Raw genomic sequence first — 21,648 nt, 5'->3', positions numbered from 1 at the left:
TATTCAACTACCTTTTCTATCTTCAACTACCTTTTCCATCACGTAATTGGTCAGCTTTACACCACGCATTTCAACTTCCTGTTCATTCACCACCTTAAAACCAAGATGCTCATAGAAAGGTCTTGCGGTAATACTTACTTCAGAGAAATATCTCGATATACCACGAACTCGACCCACAGTGAAAACATGCTCCATCAACGCTTTCCCTACCCCCTTCCCTTGATATTCGTGGTGACAGAAAAAGTGATCAATCAAGCCACTTGGTTGCAGGTCAGTATAGCCAACTACGCAACCATCGAGTTCAGCCACAAAGGGTTGTAACCCATTCATACGCTTTTGCCATAACGCAAAGTCAAAGCTACTGGGTGCCCAAGCTTCTACTTGCTGTTGAGAATAATCTCGAACATTCACGTTACGTACGGTATGAAAGAAGATCTCCCACAGTGCTTTATCATCACTCGCTTGATAGTTTCGAATTCTAACCACGACATACTCCTTTTTGTTTTAAGTTCTTTCAGAGGTGCAAATAGACAGCTGAATCAGCAGGCTCAATAGTCCAAGCTCAACAGGCCCTGTAACCTGCACTCAACAGCCTCAGCTTTAGAACAAGACATCAACGATAAAACACAGCCAACCAGATCGTCACCATGTCTTTGTCCGTACCAATGACCTTGTGCTTTTCTCGTGCAGCGATGTTGATGTAATCCCCTTTTGATAAAGTAACAACGCGTCCATCTTCAAACTCGATGACACCCTTACCTTCAATCACCATCACCCATTCATTCTCATCTTGGTCATACCAACCCTCTTCTGGTGAGCTATGTCCATGCGACAATATCCTTTCGATTCGAACACCGTCGTTGGCAATCAGGTCATTGAATATTTCATTGGGTATTGATGAAGGAACATCATTGTAAATGTTTGGCATCAAGCTCTCCTAGCTAACATTGAATTGATTGGAATTAAATTGATTAACAACCTGGGCCTTAGCTGCACTGTAAAACCTAAGCAGCAGCACTCTTTCTGAAATAAAAACGGTAATAGCCCACCAAGTTACTGCAGATAAACAGCGCCTCCATCAGAACTGCTGTTGGCGAGCCAACTAAGTAATTGTGAACCAACCAAAAGCTCGTTCCGATGATCATCAACTCTCTTAATCGGCGGTCATCTTTATTGAAGGCAGCAAAGGTTTGAAATACGGAAGCAAAGCAACTCAATATGCTGGTCAGCCCCGAGTAAGTCATAGCAGTTGCGACCACTGACATGGAACAGAACAAATATTTAAACTTAGACGATGTAGAAAATACACTCGTCAAATAGCGAATAGTGGCAATCGTCATTAAGCTCGCTGCTGTCCATTGTTCGAGAAGAATAAAGTGGCTCGAAATAAGCACGCCAGCAAAGAACAGACAGGTAACGATTTTCTTTCTCTCTTTAAACTGAAAAGACAGAAGATCGAAACAAATAGCAATTGCGACTAATACTTGAGAAAGATAAAAATCTGACACGGTGATTCCTTCAATAATAACATTACGCCCTAGCCGCTTCTTTCACTGTGAATAATCGAATAAAACATGCTAGGCGGTTACAACAAAACAGAGCAAACAGCGCTCTAAAGCTTCTATAAAAATCTAAAGTTTCAACACACCACTGATCACCGTGATAGCAGAACCGATTAACTTTACTCGCCCGTTTGCTAATAGCTCTGTCGACATATACCCACCACGACGAGACGCCTGATAAGCACTGAAGCAGCTTTTGTTTAGCTTTTCAGCCCAGTGCTGCGTCAATGCACAATGTGCCGACCCAGTAACGGGATCTTCATTAACCCCAACCCATGGAGCAAAATAACGAGAAACAAAATCGAGTTTAGAATTTGATGAAAGTGCCGTCACAACAACGCCTCGCCCTTTAATACTCTTTAAAGCATCAAAGTTAGGTGAGAGAGCCAATAACACTTGCTCGCTGGAAACTTCGATTAACTGCTTGGAATCAAACTCTCGGAATGAAACGATTTGGTGCGGTTCTAAACCAAAGTGCTCAAGTAATGTGAGATTCGCTTCTGAGTTCAATGACAACTGAGTGCTAGGGAAATCAAGTTCGATAGATGATTCACAAACTGTGGCAGATAACTCACCCGACAAGGTGTTAAACACAACACTGTCACCTGTTTTAACCAACCCTTGCTCTTTCATTACATGAACGGTTGCCAATGTGCCATGCCCACACAGTTTTACTTCTACTTCTGGAGTGAACCATTTAAGCGTCATGGTGTTAAGCGCAAGAAAAGCCGTTTCAGATACCGCCATCTCTTCAGCGATTGAGAACATGAGTGACTCATCAAGTAGATCTTGAGAAATGCAGACCCCAGCTGGGTTTCCTTTAAAAGCTTGAGTTGTGAACGAGTCCACTTGATATATATCTAAATTCACAATAGTTCCTAGCTCTTATATTGGATAAATATTGTTGCCTACAATAAGCACAAACACCCCGTGCTACAAGTGTTCAACAGCAACATAATTAATACTTATTTAAGAAGTAAGGAATGATAAACAAAGAGTTATGAAAATAATAGGCGGATTAAGCAGAAGGTTTAATATCGGGCAGATAAGAGCTAAAACGTATCAGCCTGGTAGGAAACAAGCACACATTCGCGGCACATAGGCATTGTATCGTGCCACAAACGTAAGGTTACTCAGCAATGGTGAATCTACTGACGTACCAGAGCAGATTTCACAATGGTCAAGCCAAGCAGACCCAGCATGACTCCTGTCACTTTATCAATATAGTAAGCAACACGTGTAAACTCTTGACGCACTTTAGGTGTAGATAACAGGAAGATGATCGCCGCATCCCATACAAATACAACCACCGTCATCCAAATACCTAACCCCAACTTAAACATGAAGCCAATGTCATTGTTCAACACAACCGTGAATAAGCTCAAATAGAACAAAAGGTTTTTGGGATTAAGGATTCCTGATAGAAAACCCGTGACGAATTCTTTAAGAAAAGTCGTTTGGTTGAAGCTATCTCTTTCGGTAACATCCATATTGCTGTAATTACATTTCTTCGCTCTTATCGCTTGCACAGCAAGATAAACAAGAAACAGACCACCAATGACCTTCAGTACAATCATAACGGAAACGGATGCCGCTAGAATCGACCCTACTCCAACCAAGCACAAAGCAATATAAACCGCATTCGCACTGGCAATACCGAATGCAACGCCTAATGCTTTTCTTCCCTTATTTCGAACAGCACTCTTCACCACAATCACAAAGTCTGGCCCGGGACTCAATAACGCTAGAAAGTGAGCAATCGCCACGGTAACAAAAATTCCGACTAAACCCGCATCCATAAACCAATGTCCTTATTGTAAAATTTAATGCATTATTATTGCATAATTAACCTACAATTAGCTTTTTGGGTTAATTATTAGGGTTTCGATACTAAGAGAATCAGACAGACAACACGTTTTCACCGGTCTCGTTAGGTAAAAGACGGCCCAAATAACACGCTTTTTAATATTTAGACCGCTAAGCCATGATTTAGCTTGGTGTTTTTTATAAAGGCTCATTTATTCCCTAATTTGCGGGCTGAAAGTAAGTGGGCGCATCGGATATATTAGGTTGTACTAAAATAAGAGTCGTAAATTTGAAGCAGGTCGCAAAATTTGGGCTACGATTTAGTTAAGCAAAGTAGGAAAGGAATCCGTCAGTGAAAGCATTTTATGTTTCAGTCCTTGCGTCATCATCCTTTTTAACTGGCACAGCGTTTAGCCAACAGAATGATATTTATCTCTACAATTGGGATGAATTTCTATCCAATAGCGTCGTGACCCAACTGAGCGACACGTACGGCATTTCTTTGAAACAGCAGTTTTTTTCTGATGAGTCGATCAGAGATGAAGTGCTATTAAGCGAACGTCGTGGCGCATTTGAGCTCGTCATTATAGAAAGTATAAAGCTCAATGCGTTAGCCAAGCAGAACCTGTTTCATAATCTCAGTGAGTTACAACAATCCATTGCTGGTAATATAGATTCACGTTGGGTTGAAGGATGTGGCGAGTATGGCATTCCCTACGCTTGGGGGACTGCGGGAATCTTATATCGAAGTGACAAAGTAAACACTCCCACCTCTTGGAACGCTATTCTCGAACCAGACACGAACAGCAGTGGCCGCATAAGTATGTATTACGAACCTACGGATTTGGTGAGTACTGCACTGTTAGCAAATCAATTTGATCCATTTACCAATAATGAGGAGGAACTTCGCGTTGCCTATAAAACCCTGCAAGCTCAAAAGCCTCACTTAGAAAGCAACGAATACGTCATCGACTACATTCGCCAACCCGAACGTCTTGCTAACATCGACCTTGCCTACGGTTATTCTGGTGACAGTTATGTACTCAATGATTTGGAGCCTGATGCCTCTTGGTCCTACGCTGTGCCTCAAGAAGGCACCACGTTATGGTTAGAGTGCATTGCTGCGATTAATAACGGAGAGTTGTCTACACAAGCAACAACGATTTTATCATTCTTGTCGCAACCCGAGATCGCAGCTCAAAACGCAATGGATTCATGGTTTGCAACTCCAAGCTCAAAAGCAAAAGCCTTAACGACACAAGAGTACCAAAATGATCCGGAGCTTTTCCCTAGCAAAGAGGTCTTAGAACGCAGCTATCTGTATCAGCAACTCGAACCCAATAGCATTCAAATTCGTAACCGCATTGTCGACAGTTTGAGATAATTAATGCCAGTATTAAAGAAGCTCTACTTTGTGCTCATTCCTACCTTATTGTTCGTATTTGCAATAGGCGGAATGGTGACTTACAACTTGGCCTCTAACCACGCGAAACACATGTACTTAGACGAAGTACAATCGGATGTGAACACCGCGCTCGTGGCGGCTGAATACGAGCAGCTTGGCTTATCTTTGCTAGTGAAAGATATTGGCTCATCCCTACAGTTCTTGCGATATATTCAAAACCCGGGTGACTACACAACCCTGTCCCTGCTGGAAAAAAGAGTGCTTCGTGTCTTAAACCAGAGTCACGTTAATCAGTTTGGTCAACGTAATATCTATGTCGTCGATCCTAAATTCAAATTAACCCTCTCTACTTTACGAGCAGACCCTTTCGAAGGGTTAAAGATCCCCGACAACATCTATGAGAAAGTCTTCGACATCTATACTTCGTTGATTAATAAAAACGAGCTATCTCATGAAGGCTTCTCTTATATCTCAGTGAGTGGTGAGCTCAGATACGCTTATGTTGCAGCTATCGATCCTTACTTACTCCCTCAAGACAAACGTGCAAATGACAGTGTCAATCGATACATATTGATTGCAGACGGCCCATTAAAACAGTTGTCTGATTTACTCACCAAATACAACGATGATGACAACATGCAGCTTCTGATTGAACCGTCATCAGATACCGAACATATTGAAAATACACAGTTCGTTATTAAGTCCTTTGAACAAACCAAAGACAGAATCAAAGTCGAGATGAATAGTCGTCACTTCCTCGCTCAAGTCAATATTCGTGAAAAGAAATTCAATCACGAAAAATCCCTCATCGCTCAGGAGACCTTACTCGGTGGCTTAACGATATTATTCATTATTATGCTCATCGTACACATGGTCGTACGTTATCAATTAGTGCGCCCACTCAAAGACTTGTTACACGAAATCTCCATTGGTGGACTCAAACTTAGATACTTTAAACGGTCATCCGGACAAAGTGAGATCGACGGACTTAAGAACGCCTACATTGACTCACTAACGGAATTGAAATTCGAAGCTGAATTCGACCAATTAACCAAATTAGCAAACCGACGATCATTTATACGACACCTAGATGTGCGTATAAAAAGTTCAATGAGCCCACACTGCTACTTGGTTTGTTGGGACATTATCGACTTTCGTAAAATCAATGATTTATACGGTGCAAAGGTGGGCGACAATGTACTCGTTAGTCTAGCCAAAACACTAAGAGAAACCCTGCAGAATCAACAATCCTCTTTCGGTTTTAGTTGCAGCGACTATTCAATCGCAAGGCTTGGAGGAAACCAATTCATTGCCATATTGGAAGTGGGTGAACACCAATCAATAAACGAAGAAATTGAGAACATTAACAACACCCTAACAGGTACGACTTTCCTAGATTATTATGGGTTCAGGCTTTCAATTGCAACTGGTGTACTACCCGTCGATACCCCTAAGTTCGAGGAGATATGGCACCGATGTATTGATGAGATGTTGATTAATGCTAAGGACCACAGTGACGGAGAGAGCCGGATTGTTTACGGCGAAGAACTACTTCATTCACTTGAAAGACATGATGTTATCGAGAAAAGGTTATTGGAGTGCTGCGCGAGTGACAACTTTGAACTTCGCTTTATGCCTATTTTCAATGCTAAGACACTTCAGATCCACGGAGCAGAATGTCTGATTCGCTGCCCTGCTCTATTTGATATAAAGGCAGGGCCGGATGAGTTCATTCCAGTCGCAGAGAAAAGTAATTTAATATCCAAGCTCGACATGTGGGTCATTAGTGCCGCAATCAAGACCTATAAAGAGCTTGCAGATATTCACCAATATAAAGGCACCTTGTCCATTAACATCTCGGCGATGGAGCTCTACAACCGTAACTTTGCGGATAATATTCGAAAGGTACTCGAACGTTATCAAGTTCCTCCAAGCAACATCATTATAGAAATTACCGAAACCAGTTACGTAAAAAGCAGCAAGCTTACCGTGCAGACCATTGAGAGCATCAGAAGCTTAGGTTTAAAAGTTTCCCTCGACGACTTCGGTACGGGTTACACGGCGTTTAACCAACTTCTTCACTACCCTGTCGATGAACTTAAAATAGATAAGAGCTTTATCGATAATATCGTCCACGACAAAGCTGACCGCAAGATGGTCGAGTCCATGGTTAACTTAGGGCACTCTTGTGACACCTTCGTTGTTGGCGAAGGTGTCGAATCTCTCGAACAGTATCATCACCTTCGAAAAGCCAACTGCGACCTAATACAGGGTTATTTTTTCAGCCAACCACTCACTTACATCGAGTTCATTGAATTTGTTCGCGACCACAATCCGCAAACTATTCTGGATCAGCAAGCCCTTTTAGAACCAAGCACTAACGAAAGGGTTGTCGTGCTTAATCATAAATAAAAATGTTCGATTTAATTGCCATGCGCCTTAATAATCATGTTATTTGATTAACAACGGCCACTTCCCCACCCCTTTACAACCTATAATAACGTCTCAAATGAGCCAATATCTACGGCCGCAATACACGTTAAATATCTTGAGATTGACACTAAGTAAACAGATAAAAGCGCTACCCAGACTAATGACTACGTTCATTGGCTCGGATAAGGCTTGTAGTATTAAATATGTATAAGAAGGAAGGATAGATAGAGGTGGAGCTCAACAAGTGCTAGGAAGCCGTAACAAGTATTAGGAAAATGGGAAGCATTAACAAGAACTGGCAGGCAATCAGCAATCAGCAATCAGCAATCAGCAATCAGCTTTACTAAGCTAAACCCCCGAATTCAACTGCGAAGTGCGACACTCGCCAGTACCAAGCAGCTAAGCAACTAAGCAACTAAGCAACTAAGACACTAAGACACTAAGACATTCTTAAGAAATTAACCTTGCATGCTGGTCAACAACTCCATCATGTCTTTGGAACTTATGTTCTTCTTGTGCCTTACTACCGCATCAATCATTAGCTCCAAATTACCCGCAGATATGTAATCACTGAGCACGTCGTTAAACTTGTCCTGAATTTCATCACTCGCGTACAAATGGTCCGGAATAAAAAATAGGAACTGGCTTCCGCTGCTTCGAAATGAAATGGTACTTTCTGGTATCTTAGCGGTTAGAGACTTAGCGGCCGAACTAACGACAAGATCACCATATTCAAGACCATACTTTTGATTAATTTCGGTAAGGTTTCTGATACGGACAAAATAGAGATCAAAGTTATTGTCCTTAGAGTAGCTATTCTTAACAAATTTCATCAATGAAATTCGATTGCGAAACCCTGTAATAAAATCCGTAGAGTAGAGCTTTCTTTTGATAGAAAAATCCATATAAAAAATAATCCCAGTCAACAACAGGATGCCAACAAGAAAAACGCTACTGATTCGATGAACTGTCACTAAGTTATCAACCATTGAGGTATTTTCTTCAATTACAGGGCTTTGTAATCGAAATTTGTCGTTAATAAAATCTACGAGTGTGTGGTAGCAAATATCGACCTTTTTCTGTAACGATTCCTTGGGCAACAACCCTTGGCTGACCAGTTTAATCGAGGGCTCCAAGCTCTTAAATTTATCAAATTCCGCTGTGAAATAGGGCTTAAAGTTTGCTGACTTGATGAAATTGGAAGACTCAGTGCTGTTAATCAATATGTCAAAACGGCTCCACGTAATATCGTACGCTAACCATAACTCATCATAATCAATGGTTTCAGAACGGCTTACCATCAAGAAATTGGCGTATTCTTTCACCAATTGAAAGACGAACCACGTTGCCTCATTTTGTCGTGTAGAAAAACTCTTATTAATATCGTTAATGCGAGTAACACTGTAGATATTAACGGTGAGCACCACTGCCGCTAAAGATAACACGACGACTTTGATAGCAGTCAATGACAACAGCTTTTTCATACGAAGTCCTTACAAATGAATATCGCGTATCTGCCAGATCATCTTGGCATGGAAGTCTGTATTATCTATATCTGGAGTCGAAGAGAGTGGATATATCAACCAGTACGGCCCTTTTTCTCTGACTGACATAAATTGGCCATTTTGTTTAATCGCAATGATCGGCTGGTAATCGTCAAAGTCTTCTTTGGGCACCGCTATCTTATAGTCGTTTAGTGCAACAAAAGTGACCTGCGAGGCCATAGGTAAGTCCTTTGTTTCAAGCACCGTTTGTAAGGCCACACCGCTATAAACCAATTCCCCATCCAGCCAAGGTAATGAGGTGGTGATTTCTTTTTGAGGGAGCAATAGCAGTTGTTCTCGACTGAATTGATGCTTTTGCCCTAGGTGATCGAATATTGTGAGTTCGGATGCTGAAAAAGTAGAAAATGAACACAGTGAAAGTATAAACAGAAGTGCAGCTCTCATTTTAAACTCCATTCTAAAAAGGTCACTAAATTGAGTCTAGTTCATATTGGTCATTTGACTTGCTTAGACATTGCCTATTTTCTCAATAATGCAGTTCGACTCTTTCTGAGATAACGTTTCATTCCTGTAACCAGGTGCGAACAACACCTTCCCTCCTCTAAATAAGACTTTAATTAGCGTTCATACCAGTAATCCCGGTTTTTTAAAGGCAATGAGTAATCCAATCCAGCCACTGAATACGTACTGACCATCAAAATTAACAATAAATATGAGCCAGTAAGTAGCAAGAATGCTTGTTGCTGCATAACCTTTAATCGAACGTAAGCAGCTTTGAGAGCCTGTTTTTCTGATATCTGTCGCTTCTATTCCACCAGCAGGTATCGTGTGTCGCTCTTAAAAAAGCTTACTCATTTCATAATCAAGGGAATCGAGAATGAGTTTGAATATAAAAAAATTTAACCCCATGACGACACTTTCAACCCTAGTAATGACGTTGGTCATGTTTCCTGTTTCTGCTGACGTTAATCAAGAACAGTTCGAGTTAGGTAAGCAGAAAGCCAAGGTGTGCATGACTTGCCATGGCGCTGATGGCATCTCAACGCAAGACCCCTACCCGAACCTTCGCGGTCAAAAGGTGGGATATCTCATCTCCTCGTTAAAAGACTATCAGACAAGGGAAAGAACCAGTGGTTTGGCAATTCTCATGCAGCAACAAGCCGACACCCTTTCTGACCAAGACATCCGCGACATTTCCTATTTCTATTCAATGCTCGGCAACGATTCAAACTCACTCAACGAATCAAATTCAGTCAGCGAATAAAAGCTTTAGGCAAGGAGCCTTGTTATGGAACAAGTGACACCGCAATACAACATTAAGGTCGTTAAGTACTTCATCATCGCGTCTTTAGTGTGGGCAATCGTAGGTATGATCATCGGGGTGATTCTCGCCGCGCAATTGTATTGGCCAGTCTTAAACTTCGATTCTCAATATTTCCAGTTTGGTCGACTGCGCCCGCTACATACATCTGGGGTGATTTACGGCTTCGTCGTCAATATTTTGATGGGGACATCTTTATACATTGCCCAGCGAACCGGCCATTGTGAGTTGTTCAATAAAAGCCTTTCATGGATGGTATTTTGGGGATGGCAATTTATTCTATTGCTTGCGGTCATTTCCTTACCCGCAGGCCACACCAGCTCAAAAGAGTATGCAGAGCTTGAATGGCCAATCGACTTAATGATCGTGCTGGTTTGGGTGCTTTATGCGGTGTTGTTCTTTGGCACCCTTGCTAAACGAAAGGTCAGTCACATCTTCGTGGCTAACTGGTTCTTTGCTGCTTTCATCATCGTCGTTGCAATGATTTTCATCGTGAACAACCTCGCGATGCCAGTGTTGGCGATGAAGTCCTACTCTGTGTTTGCAGGCGCTCAAGATGCGATTGTTCAGTGGTGGTGGGGACATAATGCCGTCGGCTTCTTACTAACCGCAGGTGTGATTGGTATGAATTACTATTTCATACCCAAAGCGGCGGATCGACCTATCTACTCCTACCGGTTGTCTGTGATCCACTTCTGGGGCTTGGTCGGCTTTTACACGTGGGCCGGAACGCACCATTTGGTTTATTCTTCCGTTCCGATCTGGATTCAAAACATCGGCATCGTAATGTCTTTGATCCTGTGGCTCCCTTCTTGGGCCGGTGCGTTTAATAGTGCGATGACCCTCCTACAAAACAAAGAAAAGCTGAAGTCCGACTACATTCTTTTATTCTTTTTCTCAGCAATTCTTTACTACTGCTTGGCGACATTCGAAGGTCCCCTACTCGCTATTCGCTGGTTCAACATGGTGGCACACAACACCGAATGGATCATCGGTCACGTACATTCCGCAGCTCTTGGATGGGTTGGAATGTCAGGGATAGCGGTTTTTTACTATTTCATTCCGCGCTTATGGGGCCAAACCGATCTTTGGTCACGACGACTGATTAAATGGCACTTTTGGCTCGCTCATGCTGGCGTCGCCATTTATGCGATAGCACTTTGGATCGCAGGCATCGGTGAGGGTTATATGTGGCTCGCTCAAAATGAAAATGGCGAACTGATTTACAGTTTTGTAGAAGCGATGGACTTTAAAGCACCTTGGCTATTCATGCGTTTCTTTGGTGGCGCGCTGTTTGTACTTGGACTGTTTTTAATGGCATTCAACTTGTACAAAACGGTTCGTATGCCAGTAGTACACAATGCTAAACACACCGTTAATGAGGGGGCTTAAATGATGAGTAAAGACTTTACACATTCAATCGTCATTTTAATTTTGACCACCGTTGTTGTTGCCTCCTTCTCTTTGTTGGTTTGGGTAGTGCCAAGCATTGTCCGCGGAGACGATATTGCCAAAGGCAGTTTAGCAATGCCACTCACACCGATTGAGTTGGCAGGGCGAGACATCTACATCAGTGAAGGCTGCCATGTGTGTCACACCCAAATGGTTCGCCCTCTAGAGCCAGAAGTGAAACGTAATGGTCGTCCCAACCAAGAAGCAGACGATATCTATGAGTTTCCTAACTTGTGGGGCTCTAAACGTACCGGCCCTGACCTCACTAACTTAGGTAGAAAGTATTCTGACCAGTGGCATGTTATTCACTTAATTGATCCTCGAAAAGTCGTACCGACATCGATCATGCCCTCTTACCCGTGGCTGTTTGAACAAACGCTTACAGGCGATGATATCAGCGCAAAAATGGAAGTGTTACGTACCTTAGGTGTGCCTTATACCGATCAAGAAATTGGTGATGCCAGATTGCAAGTAAGAGGCAAAACTAAAGGTGAAGCGCTGATTCGCTATTTACAAAGCCTGGGTAAAGATACGTCACAGGAGGTATCACAATGAGCACATTCTGGAATCTATGGGCGGTACTCTTAACCTTAATATTCTTTATTCTGATGGTGTCTGTTGTCGTTAAATACTGGCGTAGCAATCACAAGGCCGATCACGACCACACCATTGGCACCTTTGATGGTATTGAAGAGAAAGATGCGCCTCCACCTAAGCTGTTATTTGTAAACTATGCGGTCGCATTTCTTTTGTCTGCTGGTTATTTGGTGCTCTACCCCGGGCTTGGCGAATGGGAAGGATTAGTCGATTGGGAACAAAGCGATGATAAGCTCAGTTCACCATCCACCACTCTCAATGAGCAATTTGCACAAACCAGCGAAACTACGTTAGAGGGATTAGCTGCAGTCCCAGAGATCGTGAACAGCGGTAGGATTCTGTTCCAAACTCACTGTGCCGCTTGTCACCGAGATAACGCTCAGGGACAAAAGCACTTCCCTAACCTGATAGACCAAGAGTGGCTCTACGGTGGCAGTGATGAAGCTGTGATTCATTCGATCGCCAAAGGTCGGAACGGTGCAATGCCGGGTTGGAGCGAAATCATGCGCCCCGATGAAGTGGCTAAGGTTTCTTACTACTTAGCTTCCCTCAATCAACGCCATACCGATGTTCCAGAAGTAAAAGTTAAAGTCGGCAAAGAGCTGTTTGTAAAATACTGCTCGTCTTGTCACGCTGATGGTTCTGTTGCGAACCCAGAGATTGGCGTGCCTGATCTCTCAGACGATATTTGGTTGCACGGCGGCAGTATTGAAGAGATACAACACACTATCAACAAAGGCTTGAACAACCTAATGCCTGCGTTTGATGAGCAGCTCACCGAGAACGAAATACTCGCACTGGGTGCTTACATTAGACATGCGGGCTCAGAGCAGCAACAAAGACTCACGAACCTAGAAGCTCAGTCTGTTGAACGTGGTGAATACCTAGCGTATGCCGGTGACTGTGTAGCTTGTCATAGTGCAGAAGGTGGCGAACCCTTTGCTGGCGGCCTACCGTTTGTGACCCCTTTCGGCACCGTGTATTCAACCAATATTACGCCACACACCACCGAAGGGGTTGGGACTTATGACTTTGATGACTTCCGAGCCGCGTTAGTTGCAGGTAAAGGTAAGAATGGTTACCTGTACCCTGCAATGCCTTACACCTCTTATCAATACCTCACCGACCAAGACATGGTCGATTTGTGGGAATACATGCAGTCAATCACCGCGGTGCCTCGACGTAATGACGACAACAGCATGATGTTCCCATCGAACATTCGTCTAGGGTTGCTCGGGTGGAATATTGTGTTCATGGATACCGATCCGATTGACTACCAAGTGCCTGAAGAGCTTAAATCGGAAGTCGAAAACGTTGAGAAATGGCAACAAGGGAAATATTGGGTCGCAGGACTTGGTCACTGTTCGGAGTGCCATACGCCACGAAACATTGCCCAAGCGCTGATACCAGAACGTATTTTCCAAGGTAACTTGATCGACGGTTGGAACGCGCCTGATATCACAGCTAATGAGCTCTACATCGATGGTTGGGATGAAGCAACACTCACCGACTTTTTACACACAGGCCATTCAGACAAAGGCACCGCTTTTGCGGGTATGGCTGATGTCGTGAAAAACAGCCTAAGCTTGATGACACGTGAAGATATCGAGTCGATGTCCTATTACCTACTCAGTGGTGACATCAACAACACCATTGCCAGTGATGCCGTTCAGTTACAGCCGAAAGGGTTTGATGAAGACTCTTACACGACTGATATTTACACCACGTATCGCCAAACGTGTGGAGCGTGTCATGGTGACGATGGTAAAGGTCGCGACCCTATCGCCCCTACGCTGTTGAATAACGGCATTATCATGCACAGCGATCCATTCAACACCATCGCGGTAACCGTGCGCGGCCTACAACCCACCTATCTCGACAAAGACAGAAACTTCATGCCGATGGCAAGCTTTGAAGATGTGCTGTCGGATCAAAGGTTGGCTGAGTTGATCACCTTCGTGCGATTACACCTTGGAGATAGAGAGGAACCCGTCACGGCGGAGCACGTACGAGAGGTAAGAGAAACACTTGAAGCAGCAGGTTACGCTGGAGGATTACACACCACACCTGAAATGTACGAAAATCGAGATAAGAACATTAACATTCGCTAGGTTCTCGACGTATTCGAGTAGCTCAGCAAGTAACAAGTAAGTTTTAGTATTGATGAATAAACCCAAAGGAGACCAGTGCGTCTCCTTTTCTTTTGCCCAAACCCAAGTTTTTGATACTTTGCCATACAACACAATTGTAACTAACTGATTACACAATTAAGCAGAGCTGCACATAATGCGATCAATCTCGCAGAACAAAGATGACACCAAGTGCATAATATGCAAAATTTTCTAAAGATGTACTAAGGACAGTTATGGATACAACTACACTCATCTACGATACGTTGGAAGGTCTGTCGAGCGCAAAGCCACAGCAACACGCTCAAATCCGCCAAAATCTATATAACCAATTAGATTTATCATTTGAGAAGCAGTTGGCTTTATATTCATCAGTTCTTGGTCCAGCAAGTGCTGGTAGATTGACCGACTTGGATAGTGCAGTGATGTCTGCACGCAAGATTGTTGGCTTAGAAAACAGCTAAACAACCTTCAACCTATCTCAACTTTAACGCTGCCATTGTGCTGCGTTTTTTTATGGACGCTATTTACGATAAGGACGGTTGGTTACGATAAACGTCGTTGGTTACGATAGACGTCGTTAGTTACGATAAGTAAGATAAGTGCAGTTAGGCCTGTTTTTCAAGTTACACGCATTCTCATTTGGTTAATCTTATGTTCCATTTTTAACAGGTGTGCAACCTCAACAATGGCGCTAATGTTAGTAGCACGTTAACCACACATCGGATGGAAGAATCATGAGAGTACTTATTGAATATACACAAACAGGCAAATACCGTGATCATGCGTGGGAAGCACTAACCATTCGTTCAAAAGGCGAAGTTCAAGCTGTGACTCCCTCTTATGCGGCTCAACTTATCGAACAGAACCGCGCCAGCTTATCGACCACTGAAAATCAAGATATCGTCATCCAACCTTAATGAATTTAGGAACTATCCCTCCCGGTTCTTAAACTCTATCGTTTTACTCGGTATCTAGTGATCAACTAGATACCAAGTAAAACAGAGTTCGATGACATAAAAAAAACGCTGCACGGATGCAGCGTTTTCTTGTTTCTAGCGTATCTTAATTCTAACGTAGGTAGCTTTTGACGTAAATAGCTTTTAACGTTGACTTAGATAGCCTCTAACGTAAATAGCTCTTAACGTAGAAAACTTCTAATGTAGACAGCTTTAACGTAAACAGCTTCTAACGTAAATCGTCTAATTATTTTGGCAGGTTTTCTAACGCTTCAACCATCGTCATTAATTTGTCTACAATTCTTTCGCCATCCACTCTCAAACCATTGTGTTCGTACTCGTTGGTGATCCACGCTTTTGAGTTTGGAATATTGGCTAGCGTTTCACGGCTGTAATCCAGCTCTACGTACATGTCGTCAGCGTAAACTGCACATGCCATTGGAACGGTATTCTTGCTTAGCTGCTCTGCATTATACAACTTGCCCCAATCCGATTTTTCAGCCAACAAATTTGCCGCTTCACGTAATGGCTTCAACGTTTCTAGTTGGTCGAACATCCATGGGTACACCATTTCTCCGGTAAACCAGAACTCGCTACCTGATTGGTAGTTAAAGTGTGGGTACTGCTCGCGTACTCGGTGTGCAGACCAGTTAGACGCTGCACCTTGGCAGTAAATCGATTCATGCAAAATCGCGTAGATTGGGTTCGTTAGGTAGCCCTGCTCTTGCTGCATTTGATTTAAGAAGCTGTAGCTTAACTGCTTGCTTCCGTTCACTTCAACAAACGCACTCTCCAATGTGAAATACATCGGCAGATTCGCTTCTCCGCCACCAAGGTTAATACCAATCAGCTGGAACTGTTCAACTGTAAACACCTGACCGTTTGGCAGTCTCACATCGTTGTTGAGCAGGTAATCAGAGATCTCGCGACACATAGCTTGTGCTTGTGGGAACTGAGCAAAGAAGGCTCTGTTTTTATCTTCGACACGCTTGTAAGTCGCACGATAAACATCGTCAGCTTCGCGTTCAATAGAAGGAATACCGCCCGTCACGTAGCAACGTTGCAAGCTCTGTGGGAACAGTGACAAATAGCTCAGTGTACAGAAGCCACCAAAGCTTTGGCCAATCGTAGACCATTGTTTAACACCAAACTGCTCACGAATCGCTTCAGCGTCACGAACGATATTGTCGGCTCTGAAATGCGTTAAGTACTCGACTTGTTGTTCTGGAGAAAGGTGCGCCAACGTTCCATGACTGATAACCGTGCTGTTGCCCGTACCACGTTGGTCCAGAAGCAGAACACGATAGTTTTGTAATGCACGCTTTAGCCAACCAGATTGACCGCTCACCCGTGGAGAAGGAAAACCTGGGCCGCCTTGAAAGTAGATCAGCCACGGCAGCTCTTGCGCATCTTTAGCGAGATCAACCAACTCACGTGCGAAGACTTGGATCTGTTGTCCATCTTTGGCTTGATAATCAAGTGGCAACTCGAAAGAGTGCTGACGATACAGGGTGGTTCCATCAATAAAGTTAGCTTGCACGCTTCATTCCTTTTTATCTGATTCTAAAGTCATTGGTACGAATAAAAATGGCGCCCTTTGGCACCCATATGAGCAAGATACGCATAGTAGCTTGTAAATGAAACCGTTTGTTTAACATGAATGTGAACGTGCTTCGTTTAATTGTTCAATTACCTCTCAACGGGTAACAACGTGTGTCAAAACAGTCAGTTTAGAAGAGGCTGATCCAGCGAGAGAGCAAAAGAATGAGGTAAAGAAAATCCAAAGCGCGAGGCAAATAAAAAGAGCTTAACGAGGTGAGGATACGTTAAGCTCTTTGATTTTATCTGTGTTGATAAACTAACTCGCTTATTTGCCGTTAATCTATCGAACCTGTTAGTTCTAATGAACCTAATAAATCTAGCGACTACGAAGCCGTCAGTTCACCGGCACCTTGAGTCGAGCGTTCACTGCTCTGAACTAGGATTGCGGTAGCGGTCTCTTTCAGTGCCGCCCACTCTCCATCATCCACCTCAATGCCATCGTTCCATGCTTTCTCTTGAGTTTTAAAAAGCGCTTCCGATTCAATGTGTGTTTGGTAGCCATCTGACAAACGTTCGATATCGAAATCCTGGACGGAAAGCTCGATGGTCATATTGTGGATATGTTCGACCGATGCCAGTGGCAAATCTGATAAAAACAGTTCTGGTGCAACGCAACCACGATTAAGCACATACAAAGTGCTCTTAGGGTTAGAGCCGTTATCCCAACGTGCCATGCACGCGATACCTTTCGCAGCCAGTTTTACAAGCTCGCTGTATGCTAGCCAACGGTTGTGGCAGTTATTTAGCTCAATTTTCAGCGTCTTCTTACCAACCATTTTTTCAATCGAATAGTCCATAATCACAGGAAGATGACACGCCAAACTCGCCTTGTGCAGGTCGACTTCAACCGTATTATCACTGCGCACTTGAATATCGACAGGGCGGTCGTCTTCTAGCCCGATGAAATTGCTCGCACTGTTAAAATGACGAACACCATCCAAACCGACCATTTGTAAATCTGCCACCATGTTCGCTATCACATCAGCTTCACCACATGTACGACGCATACCTAAAAAGGCTTTATTGACGGCCGCGACCAGTTCATTGTGAGAAACGATCATAACGATTTACCTCCATGTTGGCCTTTCGCATTTGTGCTGTGAATTGAAACATTTTGCGAACCAGACAGTTCAGCTTCACTTGGTAATATTGGGAACACCCACTCATCCTGATGAATTTCATCAAGCAGTGGTGCGCCTTGGAAAAACGTTACTCGTACCCAACGGTCTGAGCGAGGATCAAACTTAGTCGCACCAAACATTGCTAGCTTACAACGCAGTAAGTGCATTGGTGGCGAATCTTGATGCAGCACATTCATTTGAATGTCGCCCATCGCTTTGTTACCCAGCGTCCACACACGGCGCGCAATTGCACGGTGTTGCGGCTGTTTAACAAGGAACTCAGCCAATGAAAGCTCAGGCGCGAATTGCAATAAAGCATGGTACAAACGGTAAGCTTGACGGCCAATATCCAACGGCAGTTCACGCTCTTCACCCAGCTCTTCACCTCGAACACCGAGTCTTGGTTCTTCTTTGTCTTGAGAGCGATACCAGAACCAGTAGTTGTTCTCTGCTTTCGTAAAGTCAGTCGTGATAGCCCAGCGATACTTCTCTTCTAGTACAACCAACAAATCTTGGATCTTTTTACCACTAGGGAGTGATAGCGTCTCGCTGCAATTCATTTGCTCTTGATGGGCGTCCACTAATTCTGGGTACAATTCCATTAAGCATGAGATAAGGATTTCTTGGGCTTCCATACTCATGTGCTTAGATTGTTCGACTAACTGTGCCCATGTATCACACAGGCTGACAGAAGCTTCTAATGATTGTTCTGTGTGCTTCAAATCATCAACAGCAGCTTTGTTCAGCTCTTGCTGTGTTTCATTGATGGTAACGACTTGTTCTAAATGACAAATCGCTTTTTTAACTAAGGTACGTAGTGGCTCGATCAACGCCGTATCAGTCTGACTGGACAACACGTCCGCCAATGCATGTTCACGGGTTGTCATCCATTGATCGACAATACTAGGGTGGTTAATAAGGTATGGCGCCATACCTAAACCAGTCGCATTACCAACACCAAGGTAACGTTGTAATCCTCGATGCAAGGTAATCGCTTGTTCACCGCCCTGTTGTTCGGCTAGGTAATGAACCCAATCTAGGCTGAACTCACGCAGCATATAAACTGCACACATTTGCGCACTAAATGACTGATTAAAATCTTCATTTTTCTCTAAGATTTTAAAGTCTGCAATGCCAAATTTGCCATTGCCATAAACGGCAGTGGTTCGCAGGATGTAGCCTACTTCAGCGAGTTCTTTTGGCGTTGGTTGAACACCTTTCGCCAAGTGACTCACGATGTGTTCAAACACACGTACACTTTTGTTTGCACGCGCTAAAACAAGTACGTTATTTGGATTACGGCCGGCTTCTTGAAGCGGTACATTCGCACGAAGTCTTTCAAGTAGGGTGACATCAACATCACCAAGAACAAGCGCAAACGTTACGTCCCACTTTTCAGCAATTACACGGTCATTTCGTTCGTCATCTGCAATTTCATCGCAAAAAACAACCAAATGATAAACATGGTTTGGCGTCGCTAGCTTATAGATAACATGACCAAAACCTTGAGCGTCTAATTGCCACTCATGTTTCGTCACTTTCCACTCTTGCTGCGCCATTTTACGAATCAGAGTTCTCACGAAGCTGATGCGTGTTTGGTGCATCGCACCTAGCCTTTCCGGTGCCATGACAACCGTTGCGTCACGTAATGCTGATTCAGTGTAGGTAGAACGATGTGCATCCATTTTGCTCACCACCTTATAGTTATAGGATTTTGCTAGCCATTCAGAACCGATCGTTGCCGTCATTTGAAGCATTCGTTATTACAGTATGCTGGTTAGCTTTCACGTTATGTGGGGCAAGCGAGCTCGCCCCTTATTATTTGTCCTGACTAGATCGATTGACCTAAATACTTTGCCGTCCGGTGTATCTTCACCAGTACAGTTTTGCTGTTTCTTTCGGAATTTTTGCATCAGCCTTCTTTCGAAGGCTGATTTTTCTTATTTAATCAGTTTCTTTTTTACAGAGCTCTTGTCTTACAGAGCCCTTTTCTTTAAAAATCTGCTCTTTAAAAAGCCTGTTCTTTAAAAACCTTGTTCTTTCGCCATCTTGATTGCGATTTGAGGCGCATTCCAAAGCGATGGCAGTAAGATTATGGACACCGGTACCGCTGTGATTACAATGAACGATTGCAGTGCAGAGATTCCGCCTGAACCTAGGGAAATCAGAATCAATGCTGTTACCCCCATCATCACACCCCAGAAAGTACGAATAATTGCGTTAGGCTCTGTCTCACCACTGACTACCACACTGATGGTGTAAGTCATTGAGTCACCTGTCGTTACGATGAAGATCGTCGTCAAGATCAAGAACAGAATAGAGATAAGCATTGGCATTGGTAGTTGCTGAGTTACTGCCAGTAGCGCGCCAGGTAAATTAAAGCCTTCGAACGCTTTACTTACGCTGCCTGGGTCTGCAATTTCAAACGCAAGGCCAGAACCGCCAACAATGGTGAACCAGAAACATGTTACGAACGGTGCAATAAGACTGATGGTTGATACCAATTGGCGAATACTACGACCGCGTGAAATACGTGCGATGAAGATTGCCATCATTGGGCCGTAACCTAAGAACCAACCCCAGAAGAATACTGTCCACCAGCTCAACCAACCTTCGTCACCACGGTATGTTGCCATTGGGATGAAGTTATCTATCATGCTGCCTACACCTTGGATGTAGCCATTGAAAATGAAGTTTGTTGGGCCGAAGACCAGAATGTAGACCATCAATGCCATTGCTAAAATTACGTTGTAACGGCTTAGCATTTGCATCCCGCGGTTAAGACCACTTAATGCAGACAATGTGTAAAGAACGATAGCGAACAAGATGATGATCAGCTGTGTCGTGAAGCCATCTGGAATGCCAAACAGTTCGTTCAGGGCGTAGCTCACTTGCAGGCCTAAGAAGCCAATCGGACCGATGGTGCCCGCTGCTACTGCAACAATACAACATGCATCAATCAATGCGCCGGTATGGCCTTTCAGAGCTCTTTCACCTAATACAGGGTAAAGAAGAATACGAGGTTTAAGCGGTAAGCCTTTGTCGTAGTGAAGGTGCATAACCACGATAGACGTTAAGCTACCAACGATTGCCCATGCAAGAAAACCCCAGTGCATGAATGATTGTGATAACGCATTCACCGCGCCTTGTTGTGCATTTTCTTGTGCGCCGTACAACGGTGGTGGGCTCACGTAGTGTGCGATAGGCTCTGCTGCCGCCCAAAATACGCCGCCACCCGCAAGTAGTGTACAGAAGATGATTGCCATCCAGCGGAAGCCATCCATCTCAGGCTTATCGATGCCACCTAGGATAACCTTGCCTGTTCGCCCTGCCGCTAGGCCAAGACCAATAAGAAAAGTCAGAAGAAGAAGCATTTGCCAATAAGGGCCGAACACTTTTACAGACCAAGCAAAACCCGTGTTTACCAGGCTTGATAACAGCTCGCCATCAAACAAAGCAAGGGCTACGAACAGAGCAATAAAGCCGCCGCTGTACCATAGTGCTGGGTTGGTTAGTCCTAGTTTGTCTGAAGTAGATTCAGACTGTGTATTATTGTTTGCTGTGTTTGTTTGACCCGCATTTACGTTTGAAGATTTCACGCTATTGGTTAAATCAGACATACTCTGACTCCAGAGGTTTCTTTGCAGCTGTCACTTTAATGATGACTACAAGAGGTGTATTTAACACCTGCCCTATTGTTTTTTGTGTTGGGCAGGCTAATCCATGTTTGGGTTACCGCGTTGCGAAATAGACCGT

At 43.7% G+C, this 21,648-nt stretch carries 19 protein-coding genes; 8 read left to right on the top strand and 11 right to left on the bottom strand.

The window, feature by feature from the left end; all coding sequences use genetic code 11:
- Positions 1 to 3: 3 nt before the first annotated feature.
- The 5 genes from AACR09_RS23370 to AACR09_RS23350 all read right to left on the bottom strand — a co-directional run bounded on the left by AACR09_RS23370 (position 4) and on the right by AACR09_RS23350 (position 3,361).
- Complete coding sequence (locus tag AACR09_RS23370) at positions 4 to 486, bottom strand: GNAT family N-acetyltransferase (RefSeq protein ID WP_102339241.1); 483 nt, start codon at positions 484 to 486, stop codon at positions 4 to 6.
- Positions 487 to 613: 127 nt separating this feature from the next.
- The gene (locus AACR09_RS23365) at positions 614 to 928 is read right to left on the bottom strand and encodes a cupin domain-containing protein (protein WP_004730454.1); all 315 of its coding nucleotides are present in this window, start codon (positions 926 to 928) and stop codon (positions 614 to 616) included.
- A 76-nt stretch (positions 929 to 1,004) separates the two neighbouring features.
- On the bottom strand, positions 1,005 to 1,508 hold the full coding sequence (locus tag AACR09_RS23360; RefSeq protein WP_004730449.1) for a YgjV family protein: 504 nt from the start codon (positions 1,506 to 1,508) through the stop codon (positions 1,005 to 1,007).
- 123 nt (positions 1,509 to 1,631) lie between these two features.
- Positions 1,632 to 2,432: a PhzF family phenazine biosynthesis protein gene (locus AACR09_RS23355; RefSeq protein ID WP_102339243.1), complete on the bottom strand. Its 801-nt coding sequence runs from the start codon at positions 2,430 to 2,432 to the stop codon at positions 1,632 to 1,634.
- A 278-nt stretch (positions 2,433 to 2,710) separates the two neighbouring features.
- A complete protein-coding gene (locus AACR09_RS23350) occupies positions 2,711 to 3,361 on the bottom strand; it encodes a LysE family translocator (RefSeq protein ID WP_193835782.1) in 651 nt (216 codons plus the stop codon).
- Positions 3,362 to 3,720: 359 nt separating this feature from the next.
- On the opposite strand from AACR09_RS23350, the gene AACR09_RS23345 reads away from it, so the two are divergent.
- Together AACR09_RS23345 and AACR09_RS23340 are read left to right on the top strand one after the other, a co-directional pair.
- A complete protein-coding gene (locus AACR09_RS23345; protein WP_193835781.1) occupies positions 3,721 to 4,752 on the top strand; it encodes an ABC transporter substrate-binding protein in 1,032 nt (343 codons plus the stop codon).
- Positions 4,753 to 4,755: 3 nt separating this feature from the next.
- Positions 4,756 to 7,185, top strand: coding sequence for a putative bifunctional diguanylate cyclase/phosphodiesterase (locus AACR09_RS23340; protein ID WP_193835780.1), 2,430 nt, complete (start codon positions 4,756 to 4,758; stop codon positions 7,183 to 7,185).
- A gap of 479 nt (positions 7,186 to 7,664) precedes the next feature.
- Here the strand turns inward: AACR09_RS23340 and AACR09_RS23335 are convergent, their stop codons facing one another.
- Together AACR09_RS23335 and AACR09_RS23330 are read right to left on the bottom strand one after the other, a co-directional pair.
- A complete protein-coding gene (locus AACR09_RS23335; protein ID WP_017082375.1) occupies positions 7,665 to 8,690 on the bottom strand; it encodes a diguanylate cyclase domain-containing protein in 1,026 nt (341 codons plus the stop codon).
- Positions 8,691 to 8,699: 9 nt separating this feature from the next.
- Positions 8,700 to 9,167, bottom strand: a complete 468-nt coding sequence (locus AACR09_RS23330; protein WP_416222636.1) for a hypothetical protein — start codon at positions 9,165 to 9,167, stop codon at positions 8,700 to 8,702.
- Positions 9,168 to 9,588: 421 nt separating this feature from the next.
- On the opposite strand from AACR09_RS23330, the gene AACR09_RS23325 reads away from it, so the two are divergent.
- The 6 genes from AACR09_RS23325 (at position 9,589) to AACR09_RS23300 (ending at position 15,130) form a co-directional block, all read left to right on the top strand.
- Complete coding sequence (locus tag AACR09_RS23325; RefSeq protein ID WP_108149562.1) at positions 9,589 to 9,975, top strand: c-type cytochrome; 387 nt, start codon at positions 9,589 to 9,591, stop codon at positions 9,973 to 9,975.
- A gap of 24 nt (positions 9,976 to 9,999) precedes the next feature.
- Entirely contained in the window at positions 10,000 to 11,424 is a 1,425-nt protein-coding gene (gene ccoN, locus AACR09_RS23320) for a cytochrome-c oxidase, cbb3-type subunit I (RefSeq protein WP_193835778.1), read from the top strand.
- Positions 11,425 to 12,039 carry a cbb3-type cytochrome c oxidase subunit II gene (locus tag AACR09_RS23315; protein ID WP_017060032.1) on the top strand — a complete coding sequence of 205 codons (615 nt, stop codon included), beginning with the start codon at positions 11,425 to 11,427 and terminating at the stop codon, positions 12,037 to 12,039.
- Positions 12,036 to 14,192 carry a cytochrome c gene (locus AACR09_RS23310; protein ID WP_193835777.1) on the top strand — a complete coding sequence of 719 codons (2,157 nt, stop codon included), beginning with the start codon at positions 12,036 to 12,038 and terminating at the stop codon, positions 14,190 to 14,192. Before AACR09_RS23315 ends, AACR09_RS23310 begins: the two co-directional genes overlap by 4 nt.
- 254 nt (positions 14,193 to 14,446) lie before the next feature.
- Positions 14,447 to 14,674, top strand: a complete 228-nt coding sequence (locus AACR09_RS23305; protein WP_004730426.1) for a PAS factor family protein — start codon at positions 14,447 to 14,449, stop codon at positions 14,672 to 14,674.
- A gap of 273 nt (positions 14,675 to 14,947) precedes the next feature.
- Positions 14,948 to 15,130, top strand: coding sequence for a hypothetical protein (locus AACR09_RS23300; RefSeq protein ID WP_017102586.1), 183 nt, complete (start codon positions 14,948 to 14,950; stop codon positions 15,128 to 15,130).
- A 286-nt stretch (positions 15,131 to 15,416) separates the two neighbouring features.
- Here the strand turns inward: AACR09_RS23300 and AACR09_RS23295 are convergent, their stop codons facing one another.
- The 4 genes from AACR09_RS23295 to AACR09_RS23280 all read right to left on the bottom strand — a co-directional run bounded on the left by AACR09_RS23295 (position 15,417) and on the right by AACR09_RS23280 (position 21,512).
- On the bottom strand, positions 15,417 to 16,709 hold the full coding sequence (locus AACR09_RS23295; protein ID WP_193835776.1) for an alpha/beta fold hydrolase: 1,293 nt from the start codon (positions 16,707 to 16,709) through the stop codon (positions 15,417 to 15,419).
- A 385-nt stretch (positions 16,710 to 17,094) separates the two neighbouring features.
- Positions 17,095 to 17,832, bottom strand: coding sequence for a DUF3726 domain-containing protein (locus AACR09_RS23290; protein ID WP_004730420.1), 738 nt, complete (start codon positions 17,830 to 17,832; stop codon positions 17,095 to 17,097).
- Positions 17,829 to 19,640 (bottom strand): hypothetical protein, encoded by a 1,812-nt coding sequence (locus tag AACR09_RS23285; protein ID WP_108187524.1) that lies wholly within the window; start codon positions 19,638 to 19,640, stop codon positions 17,829 to 17,831. Before AACR09_RS23285 ends, AACR09_RS23290 begins: the two co-directional genes overlap by 4 nt.
- A 276-nt stretch (positions 19,641 to 19,916) precedes the next feature.
- The gene (locus AACR09_RS23280; RefSeq protein ID WP_017085974.1) at positions 19,917 to 21,512 is read right to left on the bottom strand and encodes a BCCT family transporter; all 1,596 of its coding nucleotides are present in this window, start codon (positions 21,510 to 21,512) and stop codon (positions 19,917 to 19,919) included.
- Positions 21,513 to 21,648: the final 136 nt, after the last annotated feature.

This window comes from Vibrio sp. OPT20, assembly GCF_963889365.1.
GTDB classification, from domain to species: domain Bacteria; phylum Pseudomonadota; class Gammaproteobacteria; order Enterobacterales; family Vibrionaceae; genus Vibrio; species Vibrio splendidus.
The sequence above is the reverse complement of the archived record's forward strand: the minus strand, read 5'-3'. Positions and strand labels throughout refer to the sequence as shown.